The organism is Longimicrobium sp. (assembly GCA_036389795.1).
Lineage (GTDB): Bacteria > Gemmatimonadota > Gemmatimonadetes > Longimicrobiales > Longimicrobiaceae > Longimicrobium.
This window is the reverse complement of the sequence record DASVWD010000223.1, coordinates 69,176-94,761: the sequence shown is the minus strand read 5'-3', so window position 1 is coordinate 94,761 and position 25,586 is coordinate 69,176. Positions and strand designations below refer to the sequence as shown.

Annotated in this window: 15 protein-coding genes; 8 read left to right on the top strand and 7 right to left on the bottom strand. The window is 70.7% G+C overall.

Annotated elements, in window-relative coordinates; translation table 11 throughout:
- Window positions 1–89 precede the first annotated feature (89 nt).
- The 4 genes from VF746_26400 to VF746_26385 are packed head-to-tail and all read left to right on the top strand — an operon-like array spanning window position 90 to window position 4,011.
- The gene (locus VF746_26400) at window positions 90–695 is read left to right on the top strand and encodes a hypothetical protein (GenBank protein ID HEX8695974.1); all 606 of its coding nucleotides are present in this window, start codon (window positions 90–92) and stop codon (window positions 693–695) included.
- Window positions 692–1,558: a hypothetical protein gene (locus VF746_26395; GenBank protein ID HEX8695973.1), complete on the top strand. Its 867-nt coding sequence runs from the start codon at window positions 692–694 to the stop codon at window positions 1,556–1,558. Before VF746_26400 ends, VF746_26395 begins: the two co-directional genes overlap by 4 nt.
- Window positions 1,555–2,811 (top strand): hypothetical protein, encoded by a 1,257-nt coding sequence (locus tag VF746_26390; GenBank protein ID HEX8695972.1) that lies wholly within the window; start codon window positions 1,555–1,557, stop codon window positions 2,809–2,811. Before VF746_26395 ends, VF746_26390 begins: the two co-directional genes overlap by 4 nt.
- 15 nt (window positions 2,812–2,826) lie before the next feature.
- Window positions 2,827–4,011 (top strand): hypothetical protein, encoded by a 1,185-nt coding sequence (locus VF746_26385; protein ID HEX8695971.1) that lies wholly within the window; start codon window positions 2,827–2,829, stop codon window positions 4,009–4,011.
- A 1,163-nt stretch (window positions 4,012–5,174) separates the two neighbouring features.
- On the opposite strand, the gene VF746_26380 is transcribed toward VF746_26385, so the two are convergent.
- The 5 genes from VF746_26380 to VF746_26360 all read right to left on the bottom strand — a co-directional run bounded on the left by VF746_26380 (window position 5,175) and on the right by VF746_26360 (window position 12,673).
- Window positions 5,175–6,278: an endonuclease/exonuclease/phosphatase family protein gene (locus tag VF746_26380; GenBank protein HEX8695970.1), complete on the bottom strand. Its 1,104-nt coding sequence runs from the start codon at window positions 6,276–6,278 to the stop codon at window positions 5,175–5,177.
- Between the two features lie 54 nt (window positions 6,279–6,332).
- Window positions 6,333–7,295, bottom strand: a complete 963-nt coding sequence (locus tag VF746_26375) for a hypothetical protein (GenBank protein HEX8695969.1) — start codon at window positions 7,293–7,295, stop codon at window positions 6,333–6,335.
- A 271-nt stretch (window positions 7,296–7,566) separates the two neighbouring features.
- On the bottom strand, window positions 7,567–9,642 hold the full coding sequence (locus VF746_26370) for a hypothetical protein (protein HEX8695968.1): 2,076 nt from the start codon (window positions 9,640–9,642) through the stop codon (window positions 7,567–7,569).
- A gap of 27 nt (window positions 9,643–9,669) precedes the next feature.
- Window positions 9,670–11,052 (bottom strand): (5-formylfuran-3-yl)methyl phosphate synthase, encoded by a 1,383-nt coding sequence (locus VF746_26365; GenBank protein ID HEX8695967.1) that lies wholly within the window; start codon window positions 11,050–11,052, stop codon window positions 9,670–9,672.
- Between the two features lie 514 nt (window positions 11,053–11,566).
- On the bottom strand, window positions 11,567–12,673 hold the full coding sequence (locus VF746_26360) for an ATPase, T2SS/T4P/T4SS family (protein ID HEX8695966.1): 1,107 nt from the start codon (window positions 12,671–12,673) through the stop codon (window positions 11,567–11,569).
- A gap of 125 nt (window positions 12,674–12,798) precedes the next feature.
- Between VF746_26360 and VF746_26355 the strand changes: the two genes are divergently transcribed.
- From VF746_26355 to VF746_26340, 4 genes are all read left to right on the top strand, one after another.
- A complete protein-coding gene (locus VF746_26355; protein HEX8695965.1) occupies window positions 12,799–14,064 on the top strand; it encodes a hypothetical protein in 1,266 nt (421 codons plus the stop codon).
- Entirely contained in the window at window positions 14,061–14,795 is a 735-nt protein-coding gene (locus VF746_26350; GenBank protein HEX8695964.1) for a M23 family metallopeptidase, read from the top strand. Before VF746_26355 ends, VF746_26350 begins: the two co-directional genes overlap by 4 nt.
- Window positions 14,796–14,923: 128 nt before the next feature.
- Window positions 14,924–19,012, top strand: coding sequence for a hypothetical protein (locus VF746_26345; GenBank protein ID HEX8695963.1), 4,089 nt, complete (start codon window positions 14,924–14,926; stop codon window positions 19,010–19,012).
- Complete coding sequence (locus VF746_26340) at window positions 19,009–19,503, top strand: hypothetical protein (GenBank protein ID HEX8695962.1); 495 nt, start codon at window positions 19,009–19,011, stop codon at window positions 19,501–19,503. Before VF746_26345 ends, VF746_26340 begins: the two co-directional genes overlap by 4 nt.
- On the opposite strand, the gene VF746_26335 is transcribed toward VF746_26340, so the two are convergent.
- Together VF746_26335 and VF746_26330 are read right to left on the bottom strand one after the other, a co-directional pair.
- Entirely contained in the window at window positions 19,500–20,279 is a 780-nt protein-coding gene (locus VF746_26335; GenBank protein ID HEX8695961.1) for a hypothetical protein, read from the bottom strand. The genes VF746_26340 and VF746_26335 overlap by 4 nt on opposite strands.
- Window positions 20,280–20,299: 20 nt before the next feature.
- Window positions 20,300–25,570, bottom strand: a complete 5,271-nt coding sequence (locus tag VF746_26330) for an RHS repeat-associated core domain-containing protein (protein HEX8695960.1) — start codon at window positions 25,568–25,570, stop codon at window positions 20,300–20,302.
- Window positions 25,571–25,586 lie beyond the last annotated feature (16 nt).

The following is a 25,586-nucleotide window of genomic DNA, read 5'->3' as shown; positions in this document are numbered from 1 at the left end:
CGTCGAGCCCGGACGGGCGGACGTGGTCGTCCGCCGGACCCTTCCCCCTGCGCGACCCCTGAGCCCGCTCCCACCCGAGGCCATCCCCCATGCTCACCTCCACGCCGGGCACCCGGCTCGCCCTGGTCGGCGCGCTGCTCGCCGCGTGCGCTCCGGGCGGCACGGAGAGCGCCGGCACACTTCCACCGGTCGCCGGCGCGCATCCCCGGATGGAAACCCTCGGCGCACGCGATGGCGAGACGCTGGCGCGGCGCTCCCCCGGCTGGCGCCCGGCGTCCGACTACGCGGCCTCGCTGCGGGTCGACGCGGGAGCGGCCGGGTTCTTCGCCGGGCTCCCTGCGACCGGAACGCAGGTACCGATGCGCGCGGTCTCCTGGCCGGCCCCCGTCCGGCTCGTCGACTCGGGAGACGGAGCTGCCACGCTGCGCGGGGACACCGTGGCGGCCGCGGCGCTGGCCGGAGATGTCCGCTGCGGCGGGGGCGCGGACGCGGGCGTGCCCGTGCACCTGGTCGCCGAGGTCCTGGACCGGCCGGCGGGGCTGACCGTCGAGGTCCGTTACGGGGGACCGGAGCCGCTCGACTGCGAACTCTCCTCGCTGGGCGGCCGCCGGCTGCAGAGCGCCGCCGCCGACGTCTATCTCTGGGCGCGGTCGGTCGCGCGCGCGGGCACCGAACTTCCCGCGGCCTACCCGTGAGCGGGACCGCCTGGCTCCTCCTGGCCACGAGCGTCTCGGCCGGCGCGGCGCTCGGCGCGGTCTGGGCCGGGGTCGCCCGGCGCATCCCCGACCCCGGCGCGCCGCTCTTTCGGCCCCGGTCCGGCGGGTGTCGCGGAGAGATCCCGGCGCGGTGGGACCCCGCTTCGCTCACGGGGGCGGTGGTGCCCGTGGCTGCGGCCGTCTTCGCGCCCGGGCCCGCCGCCGCGCTCGCCGCGGTGGTGGTGGGGTGGCTCCTGCTCGGGATCGCCGTCTGCGACGAGCGGACGCTCCATATCCCGCATGCGCCCTGGATCGCCGGGACCGCCGCCGGGCTCCTGCTCGCCTGGGGGGCGGGAGGCTGGGCCGGGGCGGCGGGGCGCGCGGCCACCGTGCTGGTCCTGGACGGCGGGCTGCTCATCCTCGCCGTGGCGGCGCGCGCGGTTACGCGCCGGGCGCCGATCGGCGTCTCGGACTACGGCGTACTCGCCTTCGTCGGCGCCGTGTGCGGGCTCGCGGCCACCGTGGATGTGGTGCTCACGGCCGCCGTCATGGGCCTTGGAGTCATATCGGTCCGCGGCTGCGGTGCGCGGCACCGGCTCGGGGTCTCCACGGTCGCCGCAGCCGCTGCGGCCGCCAGCGTCTTCCTCGGAGCGGGCGGCGCCGCCGCGGGAGCCGGGGCGCTCGGGCTGGTCGCCGCGCGGACCGCTCGTCCCGGGCGGCGAGCCCGGCCCGTTCCGTTCGGTGCCTGCCTGGCAGCCGGCACCGTCTGCGTCATCCTCGCGAGCGCCGTCCCGCCGCTCCGCGCGGCGGCGGCGGTCCGCAACGACCTCGTCCTTCGTCACCTGATCTCCCCCCTGCCATGATCCGCCCCACGATCTTCGCGGCCGCCGCGCTCTGCGCCGCGGCCGGAGTCTCCCACGCGCAGCAGCCGCTCGCCGTGGGCACCGCGACCGGCCTGGGCGGCGCCGCCGTCACCGAGGCGCGCCGCACGGACGCCCCGCTCTGGAACCCCGCGCTCGTCGCGATCTACGATGGGCCGCTCTCCTCGTACTCGGCCCTCGCCGTGGACGTGGACGCCTTCCCGTCCCGCGCGTGGCGGGAGCCGGCGCGCGCCCTCGGCCTCGTGGGCCTCCCCTCCGGCCTTGACTGGCTCGGCGGCCTCCGCCCCGGCGCCGGCGCGGCCGTGGCGGCGGGCCGGGTGCAGTGGCTGGCCACGCAGCACCGGGACTTCGCCCTCAGCGTGTCGTCGCACCACGTCGCGGCCGGCGACATCCCCGCCGGGATCGGGATGCCGCTGGGCGGCTCCTCGGGGGTGGCGGGCCCCGTCGCGCCCGACTCCACCCTGCGCTCGTCGGCCACGGTGCTGGCGGTCGCGCGCGGAGCCCACGTCGGACGGCTCCCCGTCGTGGGTGCGCTGTGGGTCGGCGCGACGGCGAAGGGATGGTGGCTGCATTCGTACGCCCGCGGGGCATTCCTGGGGGCGGAGCCGGCGGAGGAGGTCTACCGGGAGGTCGGCATCCGGAACGTGCCGGGCTGGGGGCTGGACGTGGGCGTGGTGGCGCAGCCGTTCGCGCGGGTGCGCCTGGGCGCCTCCGTCTCGAACGCCGTCTCCGGCGCCTTCCGCCCGAAGAACGGCCCCCGCGTGCGGCTCGTCTCCGTCGTCCCCGGCGAGGAGGGCGGCCTTGAGGTCACCGAGACCTACGGTCCGTACCTCGGGGCCGCGGACGATGGGGCCGAGGAAGGACGCCTCGGCCGCGAGCTGTGGGAGTCGGTCGCCTTCCCGGCCGTGCTGAGCGCGGGCGGGACGCTAGAGACGGACGCCGGCGCCTTCTCGGCCGCGCTGCGCGCCGAGCTGGCCGGCGGCGGACTGGAGCCCGGGTGGGATGCCGCGCCGTACACGCTGGCTTATGCGGGAACGAGCGCGTTCCCCCTCCGCGCCTCCTACGCATGGGGCGGCGACACCCGGCTGCTCTCGCTCGGCCTGCGGCTCGGGCGGTGCGAGCGGCGCTGGCACCTGGGCGCGGTGCGCCGGACGGGTCCGTGGGGGACCGCGTACGGCGCGTCGGCCTCGGTTTCCGTCGGCTCCGCCGCCGGGTGCGACCTGTTCCGCTCCTGAACCGGAGAGCCACGGATGGCCACGACACCACCGGACGGTGGAGGGCGCACGCCCGCCGAGCAGCTGCGGGCGCTCGGGCACGGCGCGGGGACGGCCCCGAGGGAAGATTCCCCGCGCTGGCACCTGGGCGCGGCCGAAGACGCGATGGACGAGGGTCGCTGGGACACGGCGCGCGCCGCGCTCCAGCGCGCGCGAGAGAGCATCGCGCCGGGGTCGCCGGAAGTCGGCGAGGCCGCATACGTCGCGCTGCGCCTCGCCGTGGCGACGGTCGACCTGCGCACCGCCACGTCGGAGGTGCTGGCGCTCGCCGACCGGATGGACGCCGCCGACCCGGTCTGGAACCGCCGCGTGCGCCGGATCGTCGAGGCGGCGCCTCCGGTCTTCGCCGCGTCCATGCGCGCCGGGCTGCTGGACCTCCTCCCCCCGCTCCCGGACCCGGCGGAGCGGCGCGATCCCGAAGCCCTGGAGATCCCGGCCTTTGAGGTCCCGCCCGGGGGGCTGCCGTTGCTGCCGGACGAGGACGCCTGGCCGGTGGCGGATGAGACGTCAGCCCCCGCCGCAGCTGCGACGGGACCGCTGCGCGACTCCGCCGAGCTGCCCCCGGTCCCGACCGAGAGCCCGTTCGCGGCGGCGAGGGCGGCTCGGCAGGCGGCCGCTCCGCCCCATGACCCGAAGGAGGACGTCGTCGTGCTCGATCCCGACGCGTTTTCCCCGTCCAGGGAGCCGGAGCCCTTCTCCGGACGGGTCTTCGTTCCCGCCGCGGGCGAGGACCTCACCGACGCGGGCGCCCTCCGTGACCGGCTGGTCGAGGAGATGCTCGCGAGGATAGGGGAGGAGGAGGGGCAGCTCCTCTTCGCGACTGCCACCACCTTCCTGAACAACGGCGAGTTCGAGACCGCCGAGATCATGTTCTCGGCGGCGATGCAGCTCCCGGAGCTGAGGGTGCCGGCGTGCGAGGGGGTGATGCAGGCGCTGGTCGGCGCGGGACGCTACGCGGAGGCCGTGGCGACGGGAGCGAGGGCGGCGAGGATCTTCGCGCGGGAGGGGGAGGCGCTGTTCGGGATCGTGTACTGGCACGGCGTCGCCGCCCAGGCGGTCGGCGACGCCGCGGTGGCGCGGAGCTGCTTCGCGCGGATCGACGCCACCCCGCACCGGGGCCAGTTTCCCGACCTCGCCGACCGCATGGCGGCCGTGCGGTGATGGAGGGCGTGCACTCCACTGGAGCCGGCCTGCTCCCGCGGCTCCTGGCGGACGCCGAGCGCCACGCGGCGGACGGCCGCGTGCGCGAGGCGTTCGTGCTGCTGCGGTGGGCCTCGCGGGTGGCGCCCCCGGCGTCGCTTCCGGTGGTGCTGCTTGCCTATCACCGGGTGCGGGCCGCGCGGAAGCAAGTCGGTGGCGCCGCGGTCGGCAAGCTCGCGGCGGAAGCGCTTCGGCTGAGCCCCAGGCCCGCGGCGGGTGCCGGCGTGGCTTCGGACGCGCTCGGTTTCCCGGTGCCGCGCTTTCCGACCCGCGCCCCGGAGCTGGACCCCGAGGCGTTCGTACCAGCCCCCCGGATTGTTGAACCGCCCTCCAGGACGCGGTCTCCGGCACCCGCTGTGCGCCCGCACTCGGGCCGCGCGACCCGAAGGCAGGCAGCGGCGGTTCTTTTACTCGCGGCGGTTCTGGCGATGCTCTGCTTCGCACCGGAGACCGCGCGGAAGGTCGGCGTCCGTCTCACGGGCGAAAAAGAAGTCGAGGTAGCAGCGGAGGCCGCCCTGCGTGCTGGCGAGCCCGCACGCGCTCTGGCGATCACGGACGAAGTCAGCGACCCTCCTCCGGAGGTGATCCTCATCCGGGCCCGCTCCCTGTTGGCGCTTGGGGATACCTCCGATGGGGCCGCGGCACTCTCCGCGGTTGCTGCGCATCCGCTCGCGAGCGCGATGGAAAGATCCGAGGCAGCGCGGCTGCTCGGGATGATTCCCGAAAGCCAAGACGCTGCCGCTGATGCATATCTGCGTGCTTTTTCAGCGGGCCTCCCATTGGAGGAGTGGAGAGCTGTGGCAGAGTCTCTGGAACGGGCAGGTCGACCGGAGCAGGCGCGCAGAGTGCGTGAGCTATGGCAGAGGCAGGTGCCATCATCAGCCGTTCAGCAGATGCCGGTTGTCTCGCCACCGCCGGGGCCACGATAGCAGAGACCCTGCAGTTTCGAAGGCGGCGGCAGGGCCGCGGGTAATCGTTGTCGCACTGCATCGTGGCTGGGTTCCGGCAAACCGATGAGAGCCCGATGGCACGCTGGTTCACGAGATTTGGAGGTCAGCACGACAATAACGCCCCGCCACCAGCAAAGGGGAAGGGCGTTATCGCGAAAAGGGAGGAGGAGAGACCTACACCCCCAGATCCAGATCTACCCAGAGGGCGGCGTGATCCGATGCGGAGTTCCGGTCGGATGTGACTTCAGGGAAGTGCGGAAAGGTGCGCGGCGCATAGATTCCGCGCCGCTCGATTCCCGCGCCTTGGACCCGCTCCCAAAGGGCGGGAGAGAGCAGGATGTAGTCGATTTTCTGCTCCGGGCGCCCCGTGTCGAACGTGCCTGGCCGCCCCTGGTCGTCGTAATCGGGATGCAGCGATACGTCGCGGAGATCTGTGCCCGTAACAAGGGGCTCAAGCGGTTCGCTTGTCGGGACATCGTTGAGGTCTCCGACGATCGCCACGAAATCGAAGCGCTCACGCCGCTGAAGATAGATCGACCTGACCTGCTCCGCCTGCCGGCGGCGCCGGGCATCGTTCGCGGCCTGGTCGCCGTAGCCCTTGGACTTGAAGTGGTTCCCGATTACCCACAGCCGCTGGTCGTCAGTGAGCTCGATCTCGTACTCGGGAGCGTCCCGATTGAAGATGCGCCCCTCTGCGTCGACATCGTGGATGTGACTGCAGATGGAGGTAATCCTGTGGTGCGAAAGGAGCCCGATGTCGATGCCGCGTGGGTCGTTGCCATCGATCAGGAGGTCGAACTTGAACGCATTGCCGAACTCGTTCCCCAGCACCTGACGATTGAATCGGTCAAGCGCGATTCGATCCTCGACCTCGACAATGCAGAGGACGTCCGGTTCTACCGCAGTGATGACGCGGCCGGTGTTCACAATCTGATCACCCGGGAGGTCCTCCCGGACCAGGTCGATCCATCCGACCCAGTCGGCCCGGCCATTCGCTACGACCCTCACGCGGTCACTGCCTGGCGGCACCGTGAAGAGCTTTTCACGGACCTGTTGGATGGTGAACGGTCTGTTCCGGCGGTCGCGGTCTCCGAACCCGTAGCGATCAAGGATCTCGGTAATCTGCGCCTTGTTGTTGTCGTCGTAGGTGGTCTTGGCGAGGAGTGCAGCGAGGGCGGCGACGTCGTCAAGGACCGGCCGGCCCTCCGCCCAACTCTCGAGGTTCATCGCCGCGGGGCGGCTGAACAGGTTCTCGACATTGAAGGTCGCGAGGCGCATGGCTCCTCCGGCTCGGCAGATTACCTCCAGCGGGGCGATGCCGCCGGAATAAGTTCAGCGTGCGTATCCGCTGGAGACTGGGGTTTCGGCGGCCGAGGGGTCGATCTGGCGTCCGTCGAAGAAACCGCTGAGCTGTGCCCCGATGCCCGCGTTGACGCCGAACTTCTTGGGATCAAGCCCGCGGCGGTTCGCGTTGATCAGCCTGAAGATGTTCCACTCGTCGTGGCTGCCCAAGCTGTACGCGATGCTCGCGCGCACTGTGTAGAACCGGACGAAGTCCTGCCGAAGCCGCTCCCACGCGGCGCGCAGCTCTTTCTCGTCCGATGTCAACTCGGCGGGCTTCCCTTTGTAGGCCTCGCTGATTCCCCAAGTGATGCCGTTCACGGCGAAGTATTCGCGGAAGTCCGGATCCGTCGCGAACTTGCTCGCGAAGTAGGCCTCCACCGACGCGGTGAGCGTACGGCCGCCCGTCTCCTGGAAGAACGCTTCGACGTCGGAGGGACCGAGGAAGTAGTACGCATCGAAATATGCGCCCGTGTTCTCCTTCTCCAACTCTCCTGCGTTCGGCGCCGTCACCAGGACCTGCGTCCACATCCGCATGTAGTCGCCCCCCGACGGGGGTGCCTCCCTGATCAGCTCGGAAAGCTCGTATCCCTTTTCTCTGGCAAAGGCCGCGATGAGGCCGAGCCCCTCCTTTGATTCGAGCTGGTAAGCGGTGGGATTGAGGATCCAAAAGCGTTCCCCCCACTTCGCGCGCAGACGTCGCTCCGTGGCCTGGGCGATCTCGACGTTGGTCCGGTGAAACCCTCCTCCCCGAGCGCTGATGGGACAGCTCAGGTACACGATGATCTTGTCCTCCGCGCGCGCGCGCTGGATGTCCGTCTGGATCAGCCTCTTCTGCTCGTCGAAGAGGTCCGGCCAGTAGTGCTCGTGCCAGACGAACTTCATGGGGAAGCCCGGGACCGGCTCCTGCGGCTCCGTCAGCTTTTTCGCTAGGATCGGATCGATCTTCGTCACGGTGCTTCCTCCCTCATCGGTGACTGTTTTTGCGCGTGGTGGAGCGAGCACTTCGGCAACCGGCGGCCGGCCCCAGCGCCGTCAGCGGGAAAGCGCCTAGAACGTGTAGGGACCGATCCCTGCCAGGAGGAACCAGATGCTGATCCCATGGGCGCGACGTTTCAGGGCGAAGCTGTCGTGTCCCGCGTAGGCCAACCGTTGCGACTCGGTCAGGAGCGGCATCGTCAGAATGTGGTACGCCAAGTAGCCGCACGGGTGCAGGCCACCGGCATCAAAACTCCCCCGTCTTGGCGGCCTCGGTACCACTGACGTTGATGTCCCTCTCGTCCTGCTCGAGCTGACGACGGACTTTCTCGTTCAGGACGGGGTTCACCAGGAGCTCGTTGAGTGTCAGCGCCGCGTCGCTGACGCCAAGGAAGTACAATACTTCGAGGAATCCCGGACGATTGTTGAAATGGCCGGTCAAAATGATCTCGTCTCCGTCCTTTGAGGACGGATCGGGAATGATACCGCCCTGCGGTCCCGGCTTTCCCTTGATTACCTGCGCCGGCTCCTCGGATTCAAGGCGGAGGATGGTCAGCGCTCGCCCCAAGCCGTCCATATGACCGATCAACATGGCGAGTTCTGCAATCTGATGATCGAGCAGGCGCCGGTATGCGGCCTCGGACCCAAGCCCTGGTGACATGTCGAGCCGTCGTAACCCGGCGGCCACCTCGCGGCGATTCTCGCGGTCGAGTTCCTCCCGGACGCGGGGCTCTAACTCGTGCGCGGAGTGCGGCGCAGTGACGAACCGGTGCGTCCAGGACAGGACGGCGCGTTCGGACTCGCTAAAGACGTCCTTCGGCGCGTTCTCATGGCTGTGCACCCATAGGATCACTTCGTTGGCACGTTCAACGGCCCGCTTCCTGGCCTCCTCCTGTTCGTCGGCCGTGAAGTTCGGCTTCGGGTCCCGGTTCACGCCGTACTCGTCTAGGTAGGCATTGAAGAGGAACATCGTGTGGTGTTCGATCCCGTAACGGCTCCGTGTCGTCCGGTAGATCTTTTGGAACACCAATTCCTTCAGGAGACGTGACACGAAGCCGCCCGTGTGGGTCCCATTTCGCCATTCGTCCTCGTTGAACAATAACGGCAGCGAGTATGGAGGCTCGAACCGAGCGAGCTCCGGGTGGAGCATGAGGGCGTAGGGTAGGCTTCCTGGAAAGTGCGCGCCGAAGCTCCAGCCGTACACGCCAACCTGCACTCCGCCGACCGTCAAGCCCTTATCAAGGTCCTGATGGGATTCTCCGGCACGCAGAGGCTCGTACGTGCGCAGCGGGATCCGGCGCGCTCGGTCCTTCAGGGGAGCTGGCGCGACCCGGACGTACCCCTTTCGGATTTCCGCGAGCGGTGGTTCGACGACGGGAGGGACGAGGTCCACCATTCCCTCTCCACCGAGCGCGTTCAACCCGTTGAGCCGCGTGATTAACTCATCCGGAAGCAGCGCCTGCATCACGTCGGGGAGGAACGATTCGTCCGGGACATTCAGCGAGGTAAACACCCCGGTAAGCGCCACGAACTGCATGCACAGGAATGCGAGCTCGACTACTTGAGCGTCGATTATCCGCTCGTTCATTTGCTCGGGGATCTGCGTCGGCACCCCGGCGGCCGCCTGGGCGCACGCCTCCACGAAATCCTCCTGGCCCGGTTCGGACAGGTACGCGCGCGCGCGGGCGGCGCGGGCGGCGTTGAGCTGGTCCATCCATCGGGCTTCGGCAGGGTACCGACGGGCGTTGTCCTCGCCCAGGGCGCGGCGCAAACTATCGTACTGCTCGTCAGTGTACGACTTGGGGTCGGTGGCGAACGCGTCGGCGAACGCGAGCGCCTCCCGTTCGACCGGGGTGTAGACGGCGGGGTGGGCGCGATGGTCGGTCAGCTTCGTCCACTTCGCCGTGAACTCCGCGAGGGGGAGGCTGTGGCGGTTGGCTGTGAACCGGCCAAGGACCGCGTGGTGGGTCATGGAGTACCACGAGCGCCGGCGCTGAGCGATCAGAGAGATGCACAGCTCGCGCGTCACCCGGTCGACGAAGCCGGAAACCTGGATCCCATTGCGGAAGGAGGGCTCGTCGAAGATCAGCGTGGCCGAGAAGTGGAGCTGGTGCTCGAAGATGGCCGGGATGTGAAGGAAGTAGCGAGCGAGGTTGTTCGGGAATGGGGCGGGATTCAGGTTCCCGCTCCAGATCCAGTCGCTCATTCCCTGCAAACCCTTCGTCCAGTTCGCGTTGCCGAGCGAGAGGTCGGCGTCGCGGAGCGGCAGCGAGCACGGAGGACGCCCTTCCTGACCGAGGGGAATGATGGTGGACTGAGGCATTGGAATCCGGGCGGGCACAGGTGGCAGTTATGCAGCCGGCTCGGCGTTGCCGTTGCGGTCGACGAAGTAAGTTTCCAGCGCCGGCAGGCCGAGGGCCCTGCGGCCCTCCGCGACGCGCTCGCGCAGATCGCGGATCGCGCCCTGCGCCGCCGGGTCGTCCTTCAGCCGGGCCGGGATGTTGAGGACCCCGCCGTGCTCGGGCGGCGCCAGCCCCCGCACGAGTGTCCGCCGGATGATCCGGTGCTGCCGCGTGTCCTCGTCCGCGGCGTCTGTACGGGAGGGGTCGCGCACCACGGCGGACGCCGCGCCCCGGGTGGAGATCTGGTCAAGCTCGGGGACCATCACCCAGAGCTGCTGCGCTTGGTAGCTCTCAACGGACCCAGCAACGTTCGCCACGATCCCGCGGTAGTGGCAGTATTCCACAAAGAAACGGATGTCCTCGAGGTCCAGGATCCCCGACTGCGGGAGGTCGCGTCCCCCGAAACGGTTGAAATCGACCATGTCGCTGCCGGCGGTGTCGACGAGGCAGATGCTGCTCACCTTGGAGAGGATCGAGGTGTCGAGCATGATGGCGTTCGCGCCGGAGTCTGCCGCCGCGTCCACCATGGCCTTGACCACCGCCCGATTGGTCTTCTTCCCCTGCGCGAGCCGGGGGAAGTACTGGCTGTGCGGGAAGAGCTCGTTCACGCGAACGAACGCGTGGTTCGCTCCCTGCGGCAGGACCCCGCGCCCCACCAGACTCCCGAGGGAGACCTGGCCCGGGTCGGTGAACAGGATGCCGCCCTCCCGGTCCCGCAGCGTCCCGACCGCATAGCGCTCCAAGTCGAACGCGAGCGGATCCTCGGGCGTCGACGGGTAGAACTCGCGCAGCTCGACCAGCACCCGCCGCACGCTCTCCTCGGTGCGGCGCTCCTCCCATAGCGCGACATTCTGCGCGAAGAGCACGGACATGACCTGCGAGTGGGAGAAATGCTCTGTACGCCGGAGCGTCAGGACGACCTCGGCGAGAACCTCCTTCAGCATCTCGATGTGCATCCCGTCCACCCCGACCTTGACGAGATTGCATGAATGGACGCGCGTGCCCATCGAGGCGGCGACCCCGATCGCGGCCTGCGCGGCCTTGCCGGCAATCTCGTAAGGGGATTTCTCGAGCGCCTCGCCCGTCTCGGAGCGGCGGAACAGGAGCTGGTCTTCGCCGATGTTCGTGCTGAGCTGCACATCGAGATCGCGGGCGTAGTCGAGGACTGCGTCGCTGATCGCCATGATGTGCTGCGGCTTGATGTTTCCGAGCGCGCTCTTCGGATCCTCACTGTCGATGATACGGCCGCCTCCGAGCACCGCCTCACGCGCCTCTTGCGCGTTGAACACACTCACGAGGAGCTTGCGATTCAGCGAGCGATTGGGCGTCATGGCAGCACGGGAGAATGAGAAAGAGAAAAGGGGATGGGTGCCGGTCCTGCACGGCACTCGATGGATCGGCTACAAATTCGTGGGGCTTACTTCGCTCCTGCGCCGAACGGCTTTCCAGGCGGGAACTGGGTGGAGGGACATCAAAGAATCCCCATAAGGGTCTATCTCGAATAGAGGTGAGTACAGAAAATAGGCGCAGGTAGAACTTCGTCAAGAAAAATCGTGAGCACCTCCCCTATCCGAGCGTGCCACCAGACGGCATCCCTCTCCTCTGAACCGCGACCTCGCGGTAGGCGTTCGGCTACTCATCTTCTTCCACCGATGCTATGCGAGGAATCACAAGTTCGGTCATTGGGCACCATCATATACTTTCGGAATCAGCCTCTGGAGTGCGGCCAGTCTCCTAGATGCCAGCGATGCTGACCGCGGTGGTCCCCGTAGTCGACGTATAGTCGCGCTCTCCCGAACTGGCTGCCGGTCAGGGGGTTGGGGGGGTATCCGGCACGCGGGCGGCCTAGCGCAGGGCAGAGTTGCCCAGCGTCCGCAGTTCGCCCCGGAACTGGTCAGGCTCGTTGGCGTGCGCCAGCGCGTCCTCCTCGCGGACCTCGCCCCGCACCACCAGCTCGGCCAGGGACCGCTCCAGCGTGGTCATCCCCGATCCGCGCTCGTTCATGTCGCTCCTGAGCGACGCGAGATTCCCGTCGCGGATCTTGTTGACCGTCGAGCTGGTCCTGAGCAGCACCTCGAACGCCGCGATCCGGCCCGTCCCGTCTGCGCGCGGGACCAGCGCCTGCGCGATCACCGCGCGGATCACGCCCGCAACCTGGCGGCGCGTCTCCTCCTCCCGGTCCGCCCCCGCCAGCCCCACTACGCGCGCCACGCCCCCGGACGCGGACTTGCCGTGCACCGTGGTCAGCACCAGGTGCCCGGTGTCCGAGAGCGCGAGCGCCTGCTTCAGCACCCCGCGCTGCCGCACCTCGCCGAGCAGGATCACGTCAGGGTCCTGCCGCAGCCCGGCCCGCGCCGCGGCGGCGTAGGACCGAGTGTCGGAGCCCACCTCCCGCTGCGAGATCACGCACCCCCGCTCCCGGTACGCGAACTCCACCGGGTCCTCCACCGTCAGGATCTTCCCGGCCCGACGCTCGTTCACTTCGTTCACGATGGCCGCCATCGTGGTGGACTTGCCCGCGCCCGTGGGGCCGACCAGCAGCACCAGGCCGTTGGGCAGGTCGACCAGCCCCTGCACCGCCGCGGGGAGCCCCACCTCGTCCATGCTGGCGGGCGGCGGCGGCACACGCCGGAACACCGCGGCGGGCCCGCGCTGCTCGAAGTACGCGTTCACGCGGTAGCGGCCGAGCGCCTCCCCGCCGTCGTAGGAGTAGTCCACCTCCCGGTCGGCTTCCCACCGCGCGTGGAGGTGGCGCGGCATCGTCCCCAGGATCAGCGTGCGGAGCTCGTCGGCGCCGAGCTCGCGGACGCCGTGCGCCTCGTCGCGGCGGACCGGGGCCATGCGGCCGTGGAGGCGCACGCGCGGGAGGGCGCCCGGGACCAAATGGAGGTCCGATCCCGCGCAGGCGAGGACGGCCTCCAGGAAGGGATCGATTGGGTTGTCGTAGGGCATGCGGAGCGGCGGAGGGCGGGGACCGGGCGCGTCGTCCGGCGGAATGCACCCGGGGTACCAGCCCATGTACCGCTCACCCGCGCGGACGGTTCGCGCGGCCGCCCCACGCCGAAACTTCCCTGCAGATGCCCCACCTTCTCCTCGTCCGGGCCCTCCGTCCGGCGGCCGTCGTGTGCGCCCTGGCCGTGCTCTCCGGCTGCGGCGCGGGCGGCGGCGCGTTCCGCGCCTCGGAGGGCCCATTCCTCTCCCCGGGCCCGCTCCCGGGCGCCGACGCCGGCACCCTCCGGGCGACGCCCGCCGTTCCCGCCTCGCCGGCCGGGCGGCCGAGCTCCGCGCCGGTGGCGGGGGCGCCGGGGATGCCCGCCGGGCTCACCGCCGGCCAGGGGACCGCCCCGCTCCCGGGCGCCGGGATGGCGGGGATCGGGCCGGTGCACGGGCTCGTGATCCCGGTCTCGCTCGGTCCCCGCATCCCGCTGCGCGACGACGCGGCGCTCACGCGCGAGTTCTTCGGCGCGGACCCGGGCGCCTCCGGGCCGACGCTGGTGGAGCAGATGCGCGACGTCTCCGGGGGTCTCTTCCGCCCCACCTTCGAGGTCCTGCCCTCGCTGGTGGACTCGCGGCCGAACGTCCTCCCGGCGAGCGCGGCGCCGCGCGAGCTGATGGAGTTCGCGCAGGCCGTGCTGCAGACCGCCGCCGAGCGGTCCGACCTCTCCCGCTTCGACAACGACGGCCCGGACGGAATCCCTGCCTCCCGCGACGACGACGGGCGGCTGGACTTCGTGATCCTGGTGGTGGAGACCGACGCCTCGTTTCCAAGCGTGACGCTCAGACAGGATTTCCCCGTCCCGACCCCGGCCGGCGCGCTCCGGAGCGGGCCGATCCACGTCCTCTCCCTGTCCCGGAGCGAGGTGGCCGACGTCCGCCCCGCGGTCGGGCTCTGGCTTGACGGGCTCGGTCTCGATCCCGGCGAGCGGTTCTTCCCCTCCACCTTCCCGCGCGGCGTCTCTTCACTCGCCCGCGCGCGCCTCGGCTGGCTCCCGGTCGAGCCGGTCCTGGCGGCCGGGACGACGGGGGTCGCGGACGGGAAGGCGCTCCTGTACCCGCTGCAGGACCTCGCGTCCGGCGCGGGGTTCTGGCTGATTGAGCGGGACCGCGACCGCGTCTTCGTCTCCCGCGTGGCGCGCAAGGCCGACGGGCACTTCTTCGCCACCGAGGCGCACGTTCTCCGCGCCGGGGAGGGCCAGGTGCTTCCGCTCACCCGGCAGTTCGGGGAGCGGGGATCGCGGGTGCTGGTGCGCTGGCCGGACGGCGCGGGGGCCCCGGAGGCGGAGCTGGTGACGGTGCCGGCGCGCCCGGCCGACCCTGCCCCCCTGCGGCGCACCGGGTCATGACCCGCGCCAGGACCGCCCTGGTGGCCTGCGCGTCCGCCGCGGCGGTGATCGCGACCGCCGGCGGGACCTTCGGCCGTTCGCCCGCGGCGGACGCCGCGGCGGGCCCGAGCCGGGCCGAACTGCTTGCCGCGCGGGCGGAGGCGGACCGCCTGGGCGCGCGGTTGGACACCCTCGAAGCGCGGCTGGGGCTGCTGCCGCCGGGACGGGATACCGGGGACGCCGTATTCCGCGCACGTTACGCGCGGCTGTGGGCGCGGGAGGCCGAGGTGGCGCGGCGCGCCGAGGCGTGGCTGCACTTCGTGCCCAGCGGCGCGCCGGTTCCCGGCGGCGTGGTCACCAGCGCGTTCAGCCCCGGGCGGTACCACCCGATCCGGCGCCGCGTGATCCCGCACGTGGGGCTGGACATCGGCGCGCCGTACGGGGCGCCGGTGCACGCGACCGCGGACGGGAGTGTGTTCGCGACGGCCGACAACCCTACCTACGGGCTGACCGTGGACCTCCGGCACGGCGACTCCGGCTTCCTCACCCGCTACGCGCACCTGTCGCGGCTGGGCGTGCGCCCGGGCCAGGCGGTCCGGCGCGGGGACGTGATCGGGTGGGTGGGAAGCACCGGACTCGCCACGGGCCCGCACACGCACTACGAGGTCTTCTACCAGGGATGGCGCCGCGACCCGATCGACTTCATGCCGCCCGGCCCCGTGGCCGAGGAGGCGCGCTTCGGGATCGACTGATGCGGCCTCCAGGAAGCGACCACGCCGACCTCTCCGCGGTCCGCGACCCCAGCCGGGGAAGCGGACCGCGGTCGTTTCCGGGGCGTCCCGCGCACCCCGGCCGTCCCACCCACCTCGGAAGGAGCCCCATGCAACCATCTGAGCGGGGCCGCGCCGGATACACGCTCGTCGAGCTGATCGGCGCGGTGGTGATCGCCGCCGTCCTTCTGGCGCTCACCATGCCTGGAATCGCCCACGCGCTGCGGGTGCGCCAGGCGGAGGCGGTGCTCAAGCACGACCTCCACAACGCCGCGAACGTCTACGAGCAGGCGTACCTCACCGACCGGCTCTATCCGGAGTTCCAGGCGCTCGAGGCGCGCGGGTTCCGGCTCTCGCCCAACATCGCCTTGGACTCGCAGGCGGTGGCCGGCGAGCGCGTCTACCTGCGCCTCCGCCACGTCCCCACCGGCCAGCTCTGCGTGCTGGACTACTCGCGCTCCTCCGCGGTCGCCCGCAACCGCGCGGACTGCTACGCCGGCGGGCAGGAGCGGGACACGGCGCTCGCCGTCACGGCCGAGCCGCCGCCCGCGCCGCCCAGCGACACCTTCGGGGTGCGGCCGCCGGCGCCGCCGGACACGGCGGAGAACGCGCTCGCGCTGGCGAGCCCGAGCGTGGACAGCCCCGCGAGCCAGAGCGCGCGCCCCGGGTCGTCGCTCACGCAGACCTTCACCATCACCAACCGCAGCCCCGTCGCGCGGACGTTCCGCTTCGAGGCGGGGAGCAGCAGCCCGACGGTCGTCCCCACCCCCGCCGCGCCGGCACCGCTGACCCTCCTCCCCGGCGTTCCCACGCCGGTTATAGTGTCGTACACGGCGGCCGCGGACGCGCTGGCCGACGCGTCGACGGTGATCCCGCTGCGGGCCGTGGACGCGGAGGACGAGCGCTGGAGCGCGACCGGGAGCTTCACCTTCTCCACCGCACTCGCGCTCGCCGACCCCGCCGTCGCGCTCGGCGGCCCGGCGGCCCGCGTCGAGGACGCGGGCCAGCCGTTCGACGTCTCCTGGAGCGTGACCAACCGCACCAACGCGGCGCGCATGCTGGTACTCTCGCTCTCGGCGAGCGCGCCGGCGCACCTCCAGGTGGTCTCCACGGCCAGCGCGGGGCGGGTCCCGTTCGCGCCGGGGCAGACGCGCGCCGTGACCGCGCGCCTTCTGCTGGCGGACGACTTCGACGGCGGGACGCGCAGCACGGCGACGCTGGAGGCGTGGGACGCGGACGCGCCCGCGTACCGCGCGGCGGCCGCCCTCACCGCGGAGACCCGCACCGTCCTCGCGGCGCCCGCGATCACGGCCCCCGCGGCGCGAAGCGCGGACCCCGGCACGCCGTTCAGCCTCACCTGGTCGGTCCGCAACGCGAGCAACCAGGCCCGCAGCTTCCAGGTCACTCCCTCCGTGGCCGACCCCGGGCACCTCGAGATCGTCGGTTCCACGGGTACGGGGGTGCAGACCCTCGGCCGCGGTCAGGCGCTCGCGGTCTCCGTCACCTACCGGGTGAAGCCCGGGGCGGTAGCCGGGCGCACCAGCGACGCGGCGCTCCAGGTGGCGGACCGGGCGGCGCCCCAATTCCAGGCGGGGGCCGCGGTCGCGATCGGGACGAACACGGTGCTCGCCAATCCGGCGATCACGCCACCGGCCGCGCAGACCGCGAAACCCGACGAGGAGCTCACCGTCACCTGGACCGTCCGCAACGGCGCCAACGCCCCGCGGGTGCTCGTCCTGGACCCGTCCGTCCTGCCGGCCGCGGAAGTGATCCTGGTCTCGTCCACCGGGAGCGGGGAAGTGCCGTTCGGGCCCGCGGAGACGCGCGTGGTGAGCGCGCGCTACCGGATGCGCGGCGGCTCCCTGGCGGGGGCGACCTCCGCTCCTGCCCTGGCCGCCACCGACAAGCTCGCGCCATCGTACGCCGCGTGCGCCAACTTCGAGTTCACGACCGCGGCGGACTACCGCGACCCGGTCCTCGCGGCGCCGGCGGACCGCGGCGCGGATCCCGGCACCGGGAGCACGGCCGTCTTCCGGCTCCAGAACCGCAGCAACCTCCCGCGCACCTTCACGCTGGCGGCCACCTCCACGAACGGCGCGGCGGTCGCGGACCCGGCCGATCCGGCGCCCGTAGCGGTGCCGGCGTATGGCTCGGCCGATGTGCCGATCGCCGTCGCCGTCCCGGCGGGGGCGCTCGGGTACGCCCAAGCCGCCGTGGCGCTCCGGGCCGCCGACGCGGGTCAGCCGGCCCTCGCCGGCGCCGCGCAACTCGTGGTCACGGTCAACCCGGTGTACCTGCCGCCCACGCTCGCCTGGCCGGGGACGGCGACGGTGCGTCCCGGCGCGGCGGCCGTGGATTCCGCCACGCTCGTGAACCGGAGCAACGTCCCGGTCGAGTACTGCTTCGCTGTCGCGGTCGAGCCGGGGAACGTCGGCGAGGGACTGGTGGTGGCGCCACAGCCGGCCCCGCCGCCCTGCCGCACGCTGGGTGCGGCGGGGACTCCGTCGGCGGCCGCCGCGGTGCCGGTCGCGTTCTCGGGCGCCGGCGCGGCCCTGGCGGGGTGGAGCAACGTCGTCACCCTCACCGCCGCGGGCAGCACCCCCGCGCCCGTCTCGGCCGCCGCGCCGCTCCCGGTTACGGCGGAGCTGGTGCTGGCGGACCCCGCCTGGGTCGCGCTCCCCGTCTCGCCGATGCAGTGGGACGAGGGGGACGAGCGCGAGCTCTCCTTCACCTTCCGCAACGCCAGCAACGGCACCCGCAGCTTTTGCGTGGAGCTCCGCTCCGCCGATGCCGGGAAGCTGGACCCCGGCGCGGTGTCCCCGGCCTGCGGCATCCACGTCGGTCCGCGCGACACCCTCCGCCTCGCGCGCACCCTGCGGGCGCTCGGCCCCGCCACGGGGCTGCACGTGAGCGCCCTGGTGTACGACCAGGACGCGGCCGTGCACCGGGCGGAGGGCGGGTTCTACAACGTCATACGGGCGTCGAGGCCGATCGCCGACTGGACGGCGCCCGCGCCGGTCTACCTGCGCAGGTGGGCGACGTTCGACGGCAGCAGGTCGCGCAGCCCGGTGGGATCGCCGATCGTGCGCTACGTCTGGACGTGGGGGCTCTTCATGCAGCAGTGGGACCCCGCGCAGGGCCGCTTCGTCTACACCGGCACCTGGGGAACCGCGCGCGACGAGGTGACCACACCGGTGGTCCAGCGGGCGTACGACCTCCTGGGGACCTTCCAGGTCTGCCTGAGCGTAGTCGACGCGGCCGGCCGCATGAGCGATCCGAACTGCCAGCAGGTCACCACCATCCGGCCAACGGTCGCGCGGCTCGCCTGGCGCTACCGGGGGTGGTGGAGCGACAGGGACTGGTGTCTCGACGTCTGGTGGGACAACCAGTGCGACCCCGAGCACGGCAATGCGAGGTGGGAGATCGACCTCCGTCCCTCCGTCGGCGACGTCCCCATCAAGGAGGCCTATGCTGTGGTCCGGGTAAAGCTCCACAACACCGACGATCCGAACCGGCCCGCCACGGTCACGTACGCGGGGAACGCCGGCACGACGCCGCCGTGGGGAAGCTACACCTTCGGGCAGGACTACCCGGAGGCGGTGGGCAAGGCGCAGGACGGCCGCTGGCGGGTCCTCACCACGGTGGGTACGTCTGCCTTCGGCTGGCCGGCGAGCCCGAACCTCGCCAACCACCCCCTGGTCCTCAACATCAACCTGGCGGACGCAACGGGGATCGCCGACAGCGGTCCGCACTGGGTGCCGGACGACGTCTGGATCACGCTCTACGTCCAGGACGCCTACGACCGCTGGACCAGCGTCTCCGCGTACCGCAACCACGACAAGGGACAGTGGAAGCGCGCCTACGACACGACGGTGGTGGCGCAGGCGCGGCCGACCGCATCCGTCTCCCTCGAGCCCCTGGGCGAGGGGAAGTTCCTCGCGACGGGGTCCGGCGACAGCCCGGAGGGGCGGATCGTGGACGCGTGGTGGGAGCTCACCTTCGAGGACATCGGGAGCGGAGCCACGTCGACGCGGACCACGCGCGACCCCACCGTCGAGGTGGAGCCTTCCCAGTGCGAGCGGATCACGGTGACGTACGTCGTCAAGGACAACCTCGGGGCGGTGGGCCGGAGCTCCGACCTGGTGAGGGGAGAGGGAGGGAGTGCGTGCTTCGACCCGGGAGGAGGTGTGTTCCGATGAGAGCCTCGGCCTTCTGCGCGCTCGCGTTCCTGTTCGCTGTCGCGTGCGCGCGCGGCGAGACGGACGTCGGCGACCGCCGGGCCGCCGCCGCCCAAGTGGGGCAGCTCCTGTACGCGGAGAACCTGATCTCCGACCCCGAGGTGAACGCGAAGGTAGGCGGCTACGTCACGGCCGTCGACCGCGACGGTGCACCGCTCGACTCGGTGCTGCCCGATCTCCACACGTGGCTGGTGGAGTGGGCGGCCCGTCATCCGGATCGCGTTGCCCGCGCGCGGATGATGCCCTGGGCATCGCAGCCGCCGGTCCCCCGCGCCCGGGCGCAGTCAGCCGTCGGGGGCGCGGTCACGCTTCAATGGAGGGGAGCCGGCGGGTCACCGCCGGTCCCCCGGCGGTCGTTATCTCGAAAGTTCGATTCCACGGCACGCTCGAGCTTCCGCGCGGCGAGCGACCCCAGAGGTTACCGGTTGAACAGGCAGTCGCTACAGCGTTAACCGCGTAGTTCCTGTGGCAGGACGGGTCTGAGATAAATCCCCAAGCGTTTCACAGCCTGGCGGTACCCCTCCGTGCGCACGAGCAACGGGCGGGGTGATAACTGAAGGTACGCCCCTCCGCCTGGCAGCGGATCAACGCACGAAACAGGAGCATCTTGCTGCATCTGCGCCAAACCGCCCATCTCTTTTACGAGGTGCGGGCCGAGGAAAGTGCCCCAGCCGTCACCTCTGGCATACGTCCCAAAAAGCTTCTGGAGCCTCTGGATTTTTGAGAGCCGATTTACCTCTTCCTCTGGAAGTGGCTGGTCCCAGGGAGCGATCGGAACCCCTGAGAGTTCCGACGAAACATCATTGTGCGACGCTCCCCAAAGACTAATCCCGTACCTCGGTTCGAATATGTCTCTCAACGCGAACCCGAGCCTGACATCCGGGGAGTCATCACCAGTTTCTTCGCAAGAGGCGACATACTCGACGTTGACGGTCTCGCCATCCGTTCTCGGTACGCCGATTCCGAGGGTTGCCACCGTAGCCGAGCGCAGGCCGACAAACGCGAGGAGATCCGAGTATACCCCTCCGCGGAGATCGACTTCGAGTTGGCGGATCGCCTTTACGCTCGGTTTCGTGAGCCGAGAGAATTTGTCGGTCCCGGTGAACATCCCCTGGAAGCGAACTTCCTGAGGCACGAATCTCCCAATCAAGGACTCCAAAGCTGCGACCACATGCTCGGGCGCCTCCCGGATATCGTGAGCTTGGTAGAACGCCAGGCCGAAGTACATGCGCCGTGCCCGCCCGTAGATCAGTACGTGTCCAGGTGTCCCTCGAAGGGCTTCTTAAAAGCCCGTTCAGCGGCCTCAACATATCGCTGCAGTTGCCTTCTTCCTCGTGCAATCGCGCGGGGTGTGTTGGGCTTCAGCTCGCGAATGATGCCACGCGCCCGATCCAGTGCATCGGGAAGAAGCCGCGTTCCCGGGATCCGCCGATTGGTCTGGTACCCTCCGGCCTGCATCCGCTCTGAGTACTGACGGTGTGCTTCCCGGCCGCGCTGAGCTGCTGCATTGTTGCCGCTCGTGGAACTGCGTGAAAATAGAACGTTCGTGATCGCTTCACCAACCAGTTTCCCCGTCATCGCTCCGGTTGCTCCGCCAGCCACAACCTGAGCCGCGGCTGCGGGTGCGAGCACACCCTCTGAACCAGCGGTCTGGGCAAGGGCTGGACCAGAGGCCAGATTCGCGCCGATATGAGCACCGCCTGCGGTCGTGAGCGCCTCTATCGTCTGACAGAGGAAATCCTGCACACCGGAGAGCTCTCCAGGCTCGGGGCAGAGTCCATAGGGATCACTGTATGAGACCGGGTCCCCGTCAGCAAACCCATAGAGGTTGAGCCCGCCCGAGAGCCCGATCGGGTCCTCCTGAGTGAAGCGCCCTGTGCTCGCGTCGTAGAAGCGGTTGCGGCGGTAGTACTGTCCGCTCGGGTCACGGCCGTGCTGGAGGAGGCTACCCATCCACGAGTGCCGGCCGTGGAAATTGCTGGGCTTGTAGTCCAGGTTCATCCACATCCCCAGCGCCGGCCAGTCGATCTCGGTGCAGTGCACCATCTGCTCGCCTTCCTCCCCCCACCCCGGCGAGATCACCCCCTCCCGCTCACCCGGCGACCACACAACCGGCCGTATCTGCCTCCCTGCCGGCCCGACCGTGATGCACTCGCCGCCGGAACCTCCGTCGTAGCGCCCGGCCCAGTTGGAGCTTGGTACGATGCGCACCGGCCACGGGATCGAGTCGCTATACTCCACCCGTATCACCGATAGCGGATCGTCAATCCCCAGCCCGTGCGCGTACGCCACCCGCCCGTAGCCGAAGTAGCGGCTGATTGCCGACACCCGGTGCCCCACGTCGCGCTCCATGTCCTGCGGGTCTACGCCGCTGCCGCCTGGGGCGCTGACCTCGTACAGGATCTGGTCGCCGTCCCACACGGTGCGCACCACCGAGCGGATGCAGTCCGGCAGCAGGGGGCCGCCTTCATCGTGGCAGTACACCTCCTGGCGTGCCCGCGTCAGCACCCGCCGCCCGAGCGCGTCGTAGCGGTACTCCTCGAATGCCGAGCGCTCCGACACCGGCGGCATCTCGCCGTCTGCGTAGCAGCCGCCGGCTGGCATCAGGAGGCACGCTCTGCGGTCGTGCACCCGCAGCCGCTGCTCGGCATCGTAGTACGAGTGGGACGCCGCAAACAGCGTGATTCCCCCCTGGTCCTCGTCGTATTTCGTGCGGATCGGCCGCTTGGTCACCGAGGTCTGCTGGTTGCCGGCCGCGTCGTATCCGGTGGGCCGGCTGCTCAGGTCCCCCGCCACGCGCAGCGCCAAACGCCCGGTCCCCCGCTGGTAGAAGTAGCTCTCGCCGTCCCGGGCGCCGTTGTTTTGCAGGTCCGTGAGGGGCTGGCTGTCCTGGAGGCGGAGTTGCTGGTTGGCCAGGGCGTCCAGCACGTACTCCTCCGCCGTCCGCAGCTCTCTCTCCTGGTCGCGCGTGTAGCTGTAGGTGAGGGCTCCGAGCCCCGTGTAGCGGTTCAGGATGCGCTGCCGCTCAGGGGCAGCCACCACCGAGAGGGTCTTGCCGCGGAGGTCGTACGCGTAGGTCTCGTCGTGCACCGGCGTGGTGCCGCGCATCTCCACCCGGTGTGCGAGCCGCCCGCCCAGGTCGTAGGTGAACGTCTGCTCCGTGGCGCTGATCCGCGAGGCCAGGCTCCCGTCGGGGTTCCAGCGGTAGACGAAGCGCCCGCCCATCACGTCGCGAACCGTGTCGAGCGCAGCGTGCAGCGCGTGGTGGTACTCGGTCCGGCCGGTCCCGCCCGCCGGCGCGAGCTGCGCCGGGTGGATCACCGCCGTGCGCCGGCCGTTCAGGTCGTACTCGTATCCCAGCGTGTACGTGTGCGCGGAGAAGTCGCCGCCCGCATAGGCGCGCAGCTGCTGCGTCTCCGAGCGCAGCAGCCCGTTCGGGTAGTACTGGCGGCGCACTCGGGCGTCGCCATTGTCGGCCCGGACTATGTTCCCCGCGGTGTCGTACTCGAACTCCGCCACGTCGCCGGGAATTGTCACCCCGCCGAAGCCGGGGTTCGGTGTCCCGAGGAAGGTCCCGTCGGCGAGCTGCTGGAAGTACGGGTATATCCATGTGGTGCCGACCACCGAAAGCGTGTCGCGTGAATAGGCGACCGGCGGGACGATGCGCCGCCGCAGCCGGTTGAGCGCGTCGAACTCGCTGGTGATGGTGTGGCCCCGGCGCGTGTGGACCGCCACCGCGTTGCCGGCGGGGTCGTAGACCGTGCTGTCTCCAACCTCCGTGAGCGCCACGCTGGGCACCCGGTGGCACGAGCCCAGGTTGCCGGGGTCGCCGCAGACCACCTCCCAGGCGGTGTCGGCGCTGACCTCGCCGATCTCGGCCACGGTGCGCCCGGCCGCGTCGTAGCGCCAGCGGGTGGTCATCACCCCGATTTCATTCGGGTCGGGAACCGACCAGCGCGCCACGCTGTCGAGCTGTCCGGCGGCGTCGTAGAAGTTCTCCACCAGAACCCGCTCGGCCGGCGACTGGCGGCCGGGCGTCAGGCGCAGGGTGTCGGGCGAGTCGCGGGGAAGCCGCATCGCCGGGCCGACGCTTTCGGTCCGCTTCACCCGGTCCATCTCGTCGTAGAGCGTGACCTGGAATGCGCTGTCGGCTGGATTCTGCATCTCCCCGGGCCGCGGGAAAACCACCCGCACCGTCCGGCCCAGGGCATCGTTGTGGTAGGTGGTGCTGTCGGCGAGCGGGCCGATGCTGAGGAAGAGGTTCCCGGCGCCGTCGTACTCGTACGCCTCCGTCGCCGGTCCATGATCGGGCGTGGCGGGCGTCGTCACCGTATGGAGCAGCCCAGCGTGCGGGCCGGTCCAGTGATGGTAGCCGAAGACGACGCGCGAGCTTTCTCCGCGAATGTCCTGCTGCCAGACGCGGTTGCCGCTGGCCGAGTCGTAGCCCATCTGCGCAACCTCGCCCTGCGGCAGAGTGATCCGGGTGGCGAAGTCGGGCCAGTGGGGATTCTCGTAGGCGTAGCGCGTGGTGGCGTTCTCGCTGGTGTCCAGGGGTCTCACCACCGTCACGGAGTCCGGCATGCCGCGGGCGTTGTACCAGGCCCTCGTCAGCAGCCCGTTCGGCGCCTTCGTCTGCGTCACCAGCGCCGGGAAGCGCCAGTCGCCGCGCGTGAGGCTGCTCACGTACCCCAACGCGTTCTGCACCAGCCAGGGCCCACCCCAGCGGTCGAGCCAGAGCCGCGTGTGGTCTGCCACGTCTCCGCGCGGCCCGTCGATCAGCGTGAAGGCTTCGGCCACGGGCACCGGCTGGCCGACGGTGTCGCTCGGCGCCAGCCCCCGGCTCTCGGCCGCGGTGAAGCGCGTGACAATGTCGTCGCCCGTCCCCCGCATCAGCACGTGCGCCAAGCTCAGCTTGCCTCCTGCATCGTAGCTGAAAACCGTGCGCGTGCCGCGCCGGTCCACCCGGGCTGCGATCCGCCCGGCGCCGTCGTACTCGAAGCGGACCTGGCTCCCGTCCGGGTCCACGAAGCCGCTGATGCGGCCGGGATCTGCGGGGTCGCCCAGCACCGCGACCTGTCGTGCCCCGTGGTCGAAGTGGTCCGGCGCGGTCACGTGGTCGAGGCGCCCGCCCGCCGTGTAGTGGAAGCGGTAGGCGATCCAGTGCTCCCCGCTTCCGCCCGGCCGCAGCGGGACCTCGATGGTCTCGAGCCGTCCGGCTCCGTTATAGGTGAAGCGCGTGTGCTGGTCGAGGCGGTTCACCGTGGCGATGTGCCGTCCGCTCACATCGAAGTAGACGCGCGTACGCCCCGGCAGCCGCCGCTCGTAGGCGGCGCCCGAGTAGATTGAGGCGGTCACGCCCACGATGGTGTCGGGCCGGTCCACGGTGGGGCCCACCCACACGCCCGGCACGCCGCCGGCCGGCCGGTAGAGCTTCGTGCTTCCGTCGCCGCCGATCCAGTACAGGTGGTCGCCGAGGGCGACGAGCCTCTCCAGCCCGGCTACCCACCACCCTCGCCCGAAGGGGCTGTCCAGGCGGTTCACCACCGCCGTCTGGCCGAGCTGGTCGGTCCCCCAGGCATTGCCGCCCGCGTGGAAGATCGCCTCAACGCGGTACTTGTATAGGCCCGTGGGCCCGGCGTACGGCAGGCGGAAGGCCACCCGTCTCGGCTGTCCCGGGGTCCAGGCCGCCAGCGCGGCCCCCTCCCAGATCCGCCGCCCGCGCGGGTGCCAGCCATTGCCGTCCTGGAGCCACAGCACCACCTCCACGCGCTCGAGCACGCCCATCGACGGCGGCGGTGTCACCCGAGCGGCGAGCAGCGGGAAACGCTCGCCCGAGTGCTCGCTGTTGTACAGCAGTACGGGCGCGTGCGTCTTCCCCAGCGCGCGCACCGCCGGGAGCGCGTGCGCCAGCCGCAGGTCCCCGCACTCAGCCGCCGCCCCGGCGCCCGCACCGACAGCCAGGCACAGGTCACGCTCCGTCGTCGGGCTCCCCGAGCTCGGCTCCAGCATCAGCGCGGCACGGCCGTCCCACACCGTCACAGGCCGGCCGGGCACGCCGAAATCGCTGAACAGCAGGCGGAACTCCTCGCTCCAGACGAGCAGCTGGATGACCGAGCTCCACCCGTACGTCTCGCCGTGCGCGGCCCAGAATGCCCGGCCCCCGGCATCGGGCTCGCGCGCCAGGATGTGTCGGTACAACAGTGTGGCGACGGTGCGGCTGTCATTCTCCGGGGTGATGAAGCGGTCGCGGTACTCCTGCGAGTCCGCGATATACTGGGCCAGGTGCCGCGGGGTGTACCCGGCTGCCAGGTATGGCGTCCAGGCCAGCACCTCGTCGTCGCCAGGCGTGCGCTCCAGCACCCTCTCGTAGAGCGCCCGCACCACGTCGCGGTGCGTGTGCGCCGCTGCCACTTCGGACGGCAGCGGCGGCGTCTGCGCCGCGAGCGGGACGGCCGCTATGCAGCAGATCGCGGTGGCGATGCACCACCGGGCCGGCACCCTCGGGAAGGTCAATCTCATGGGATCGTGCGTGAAG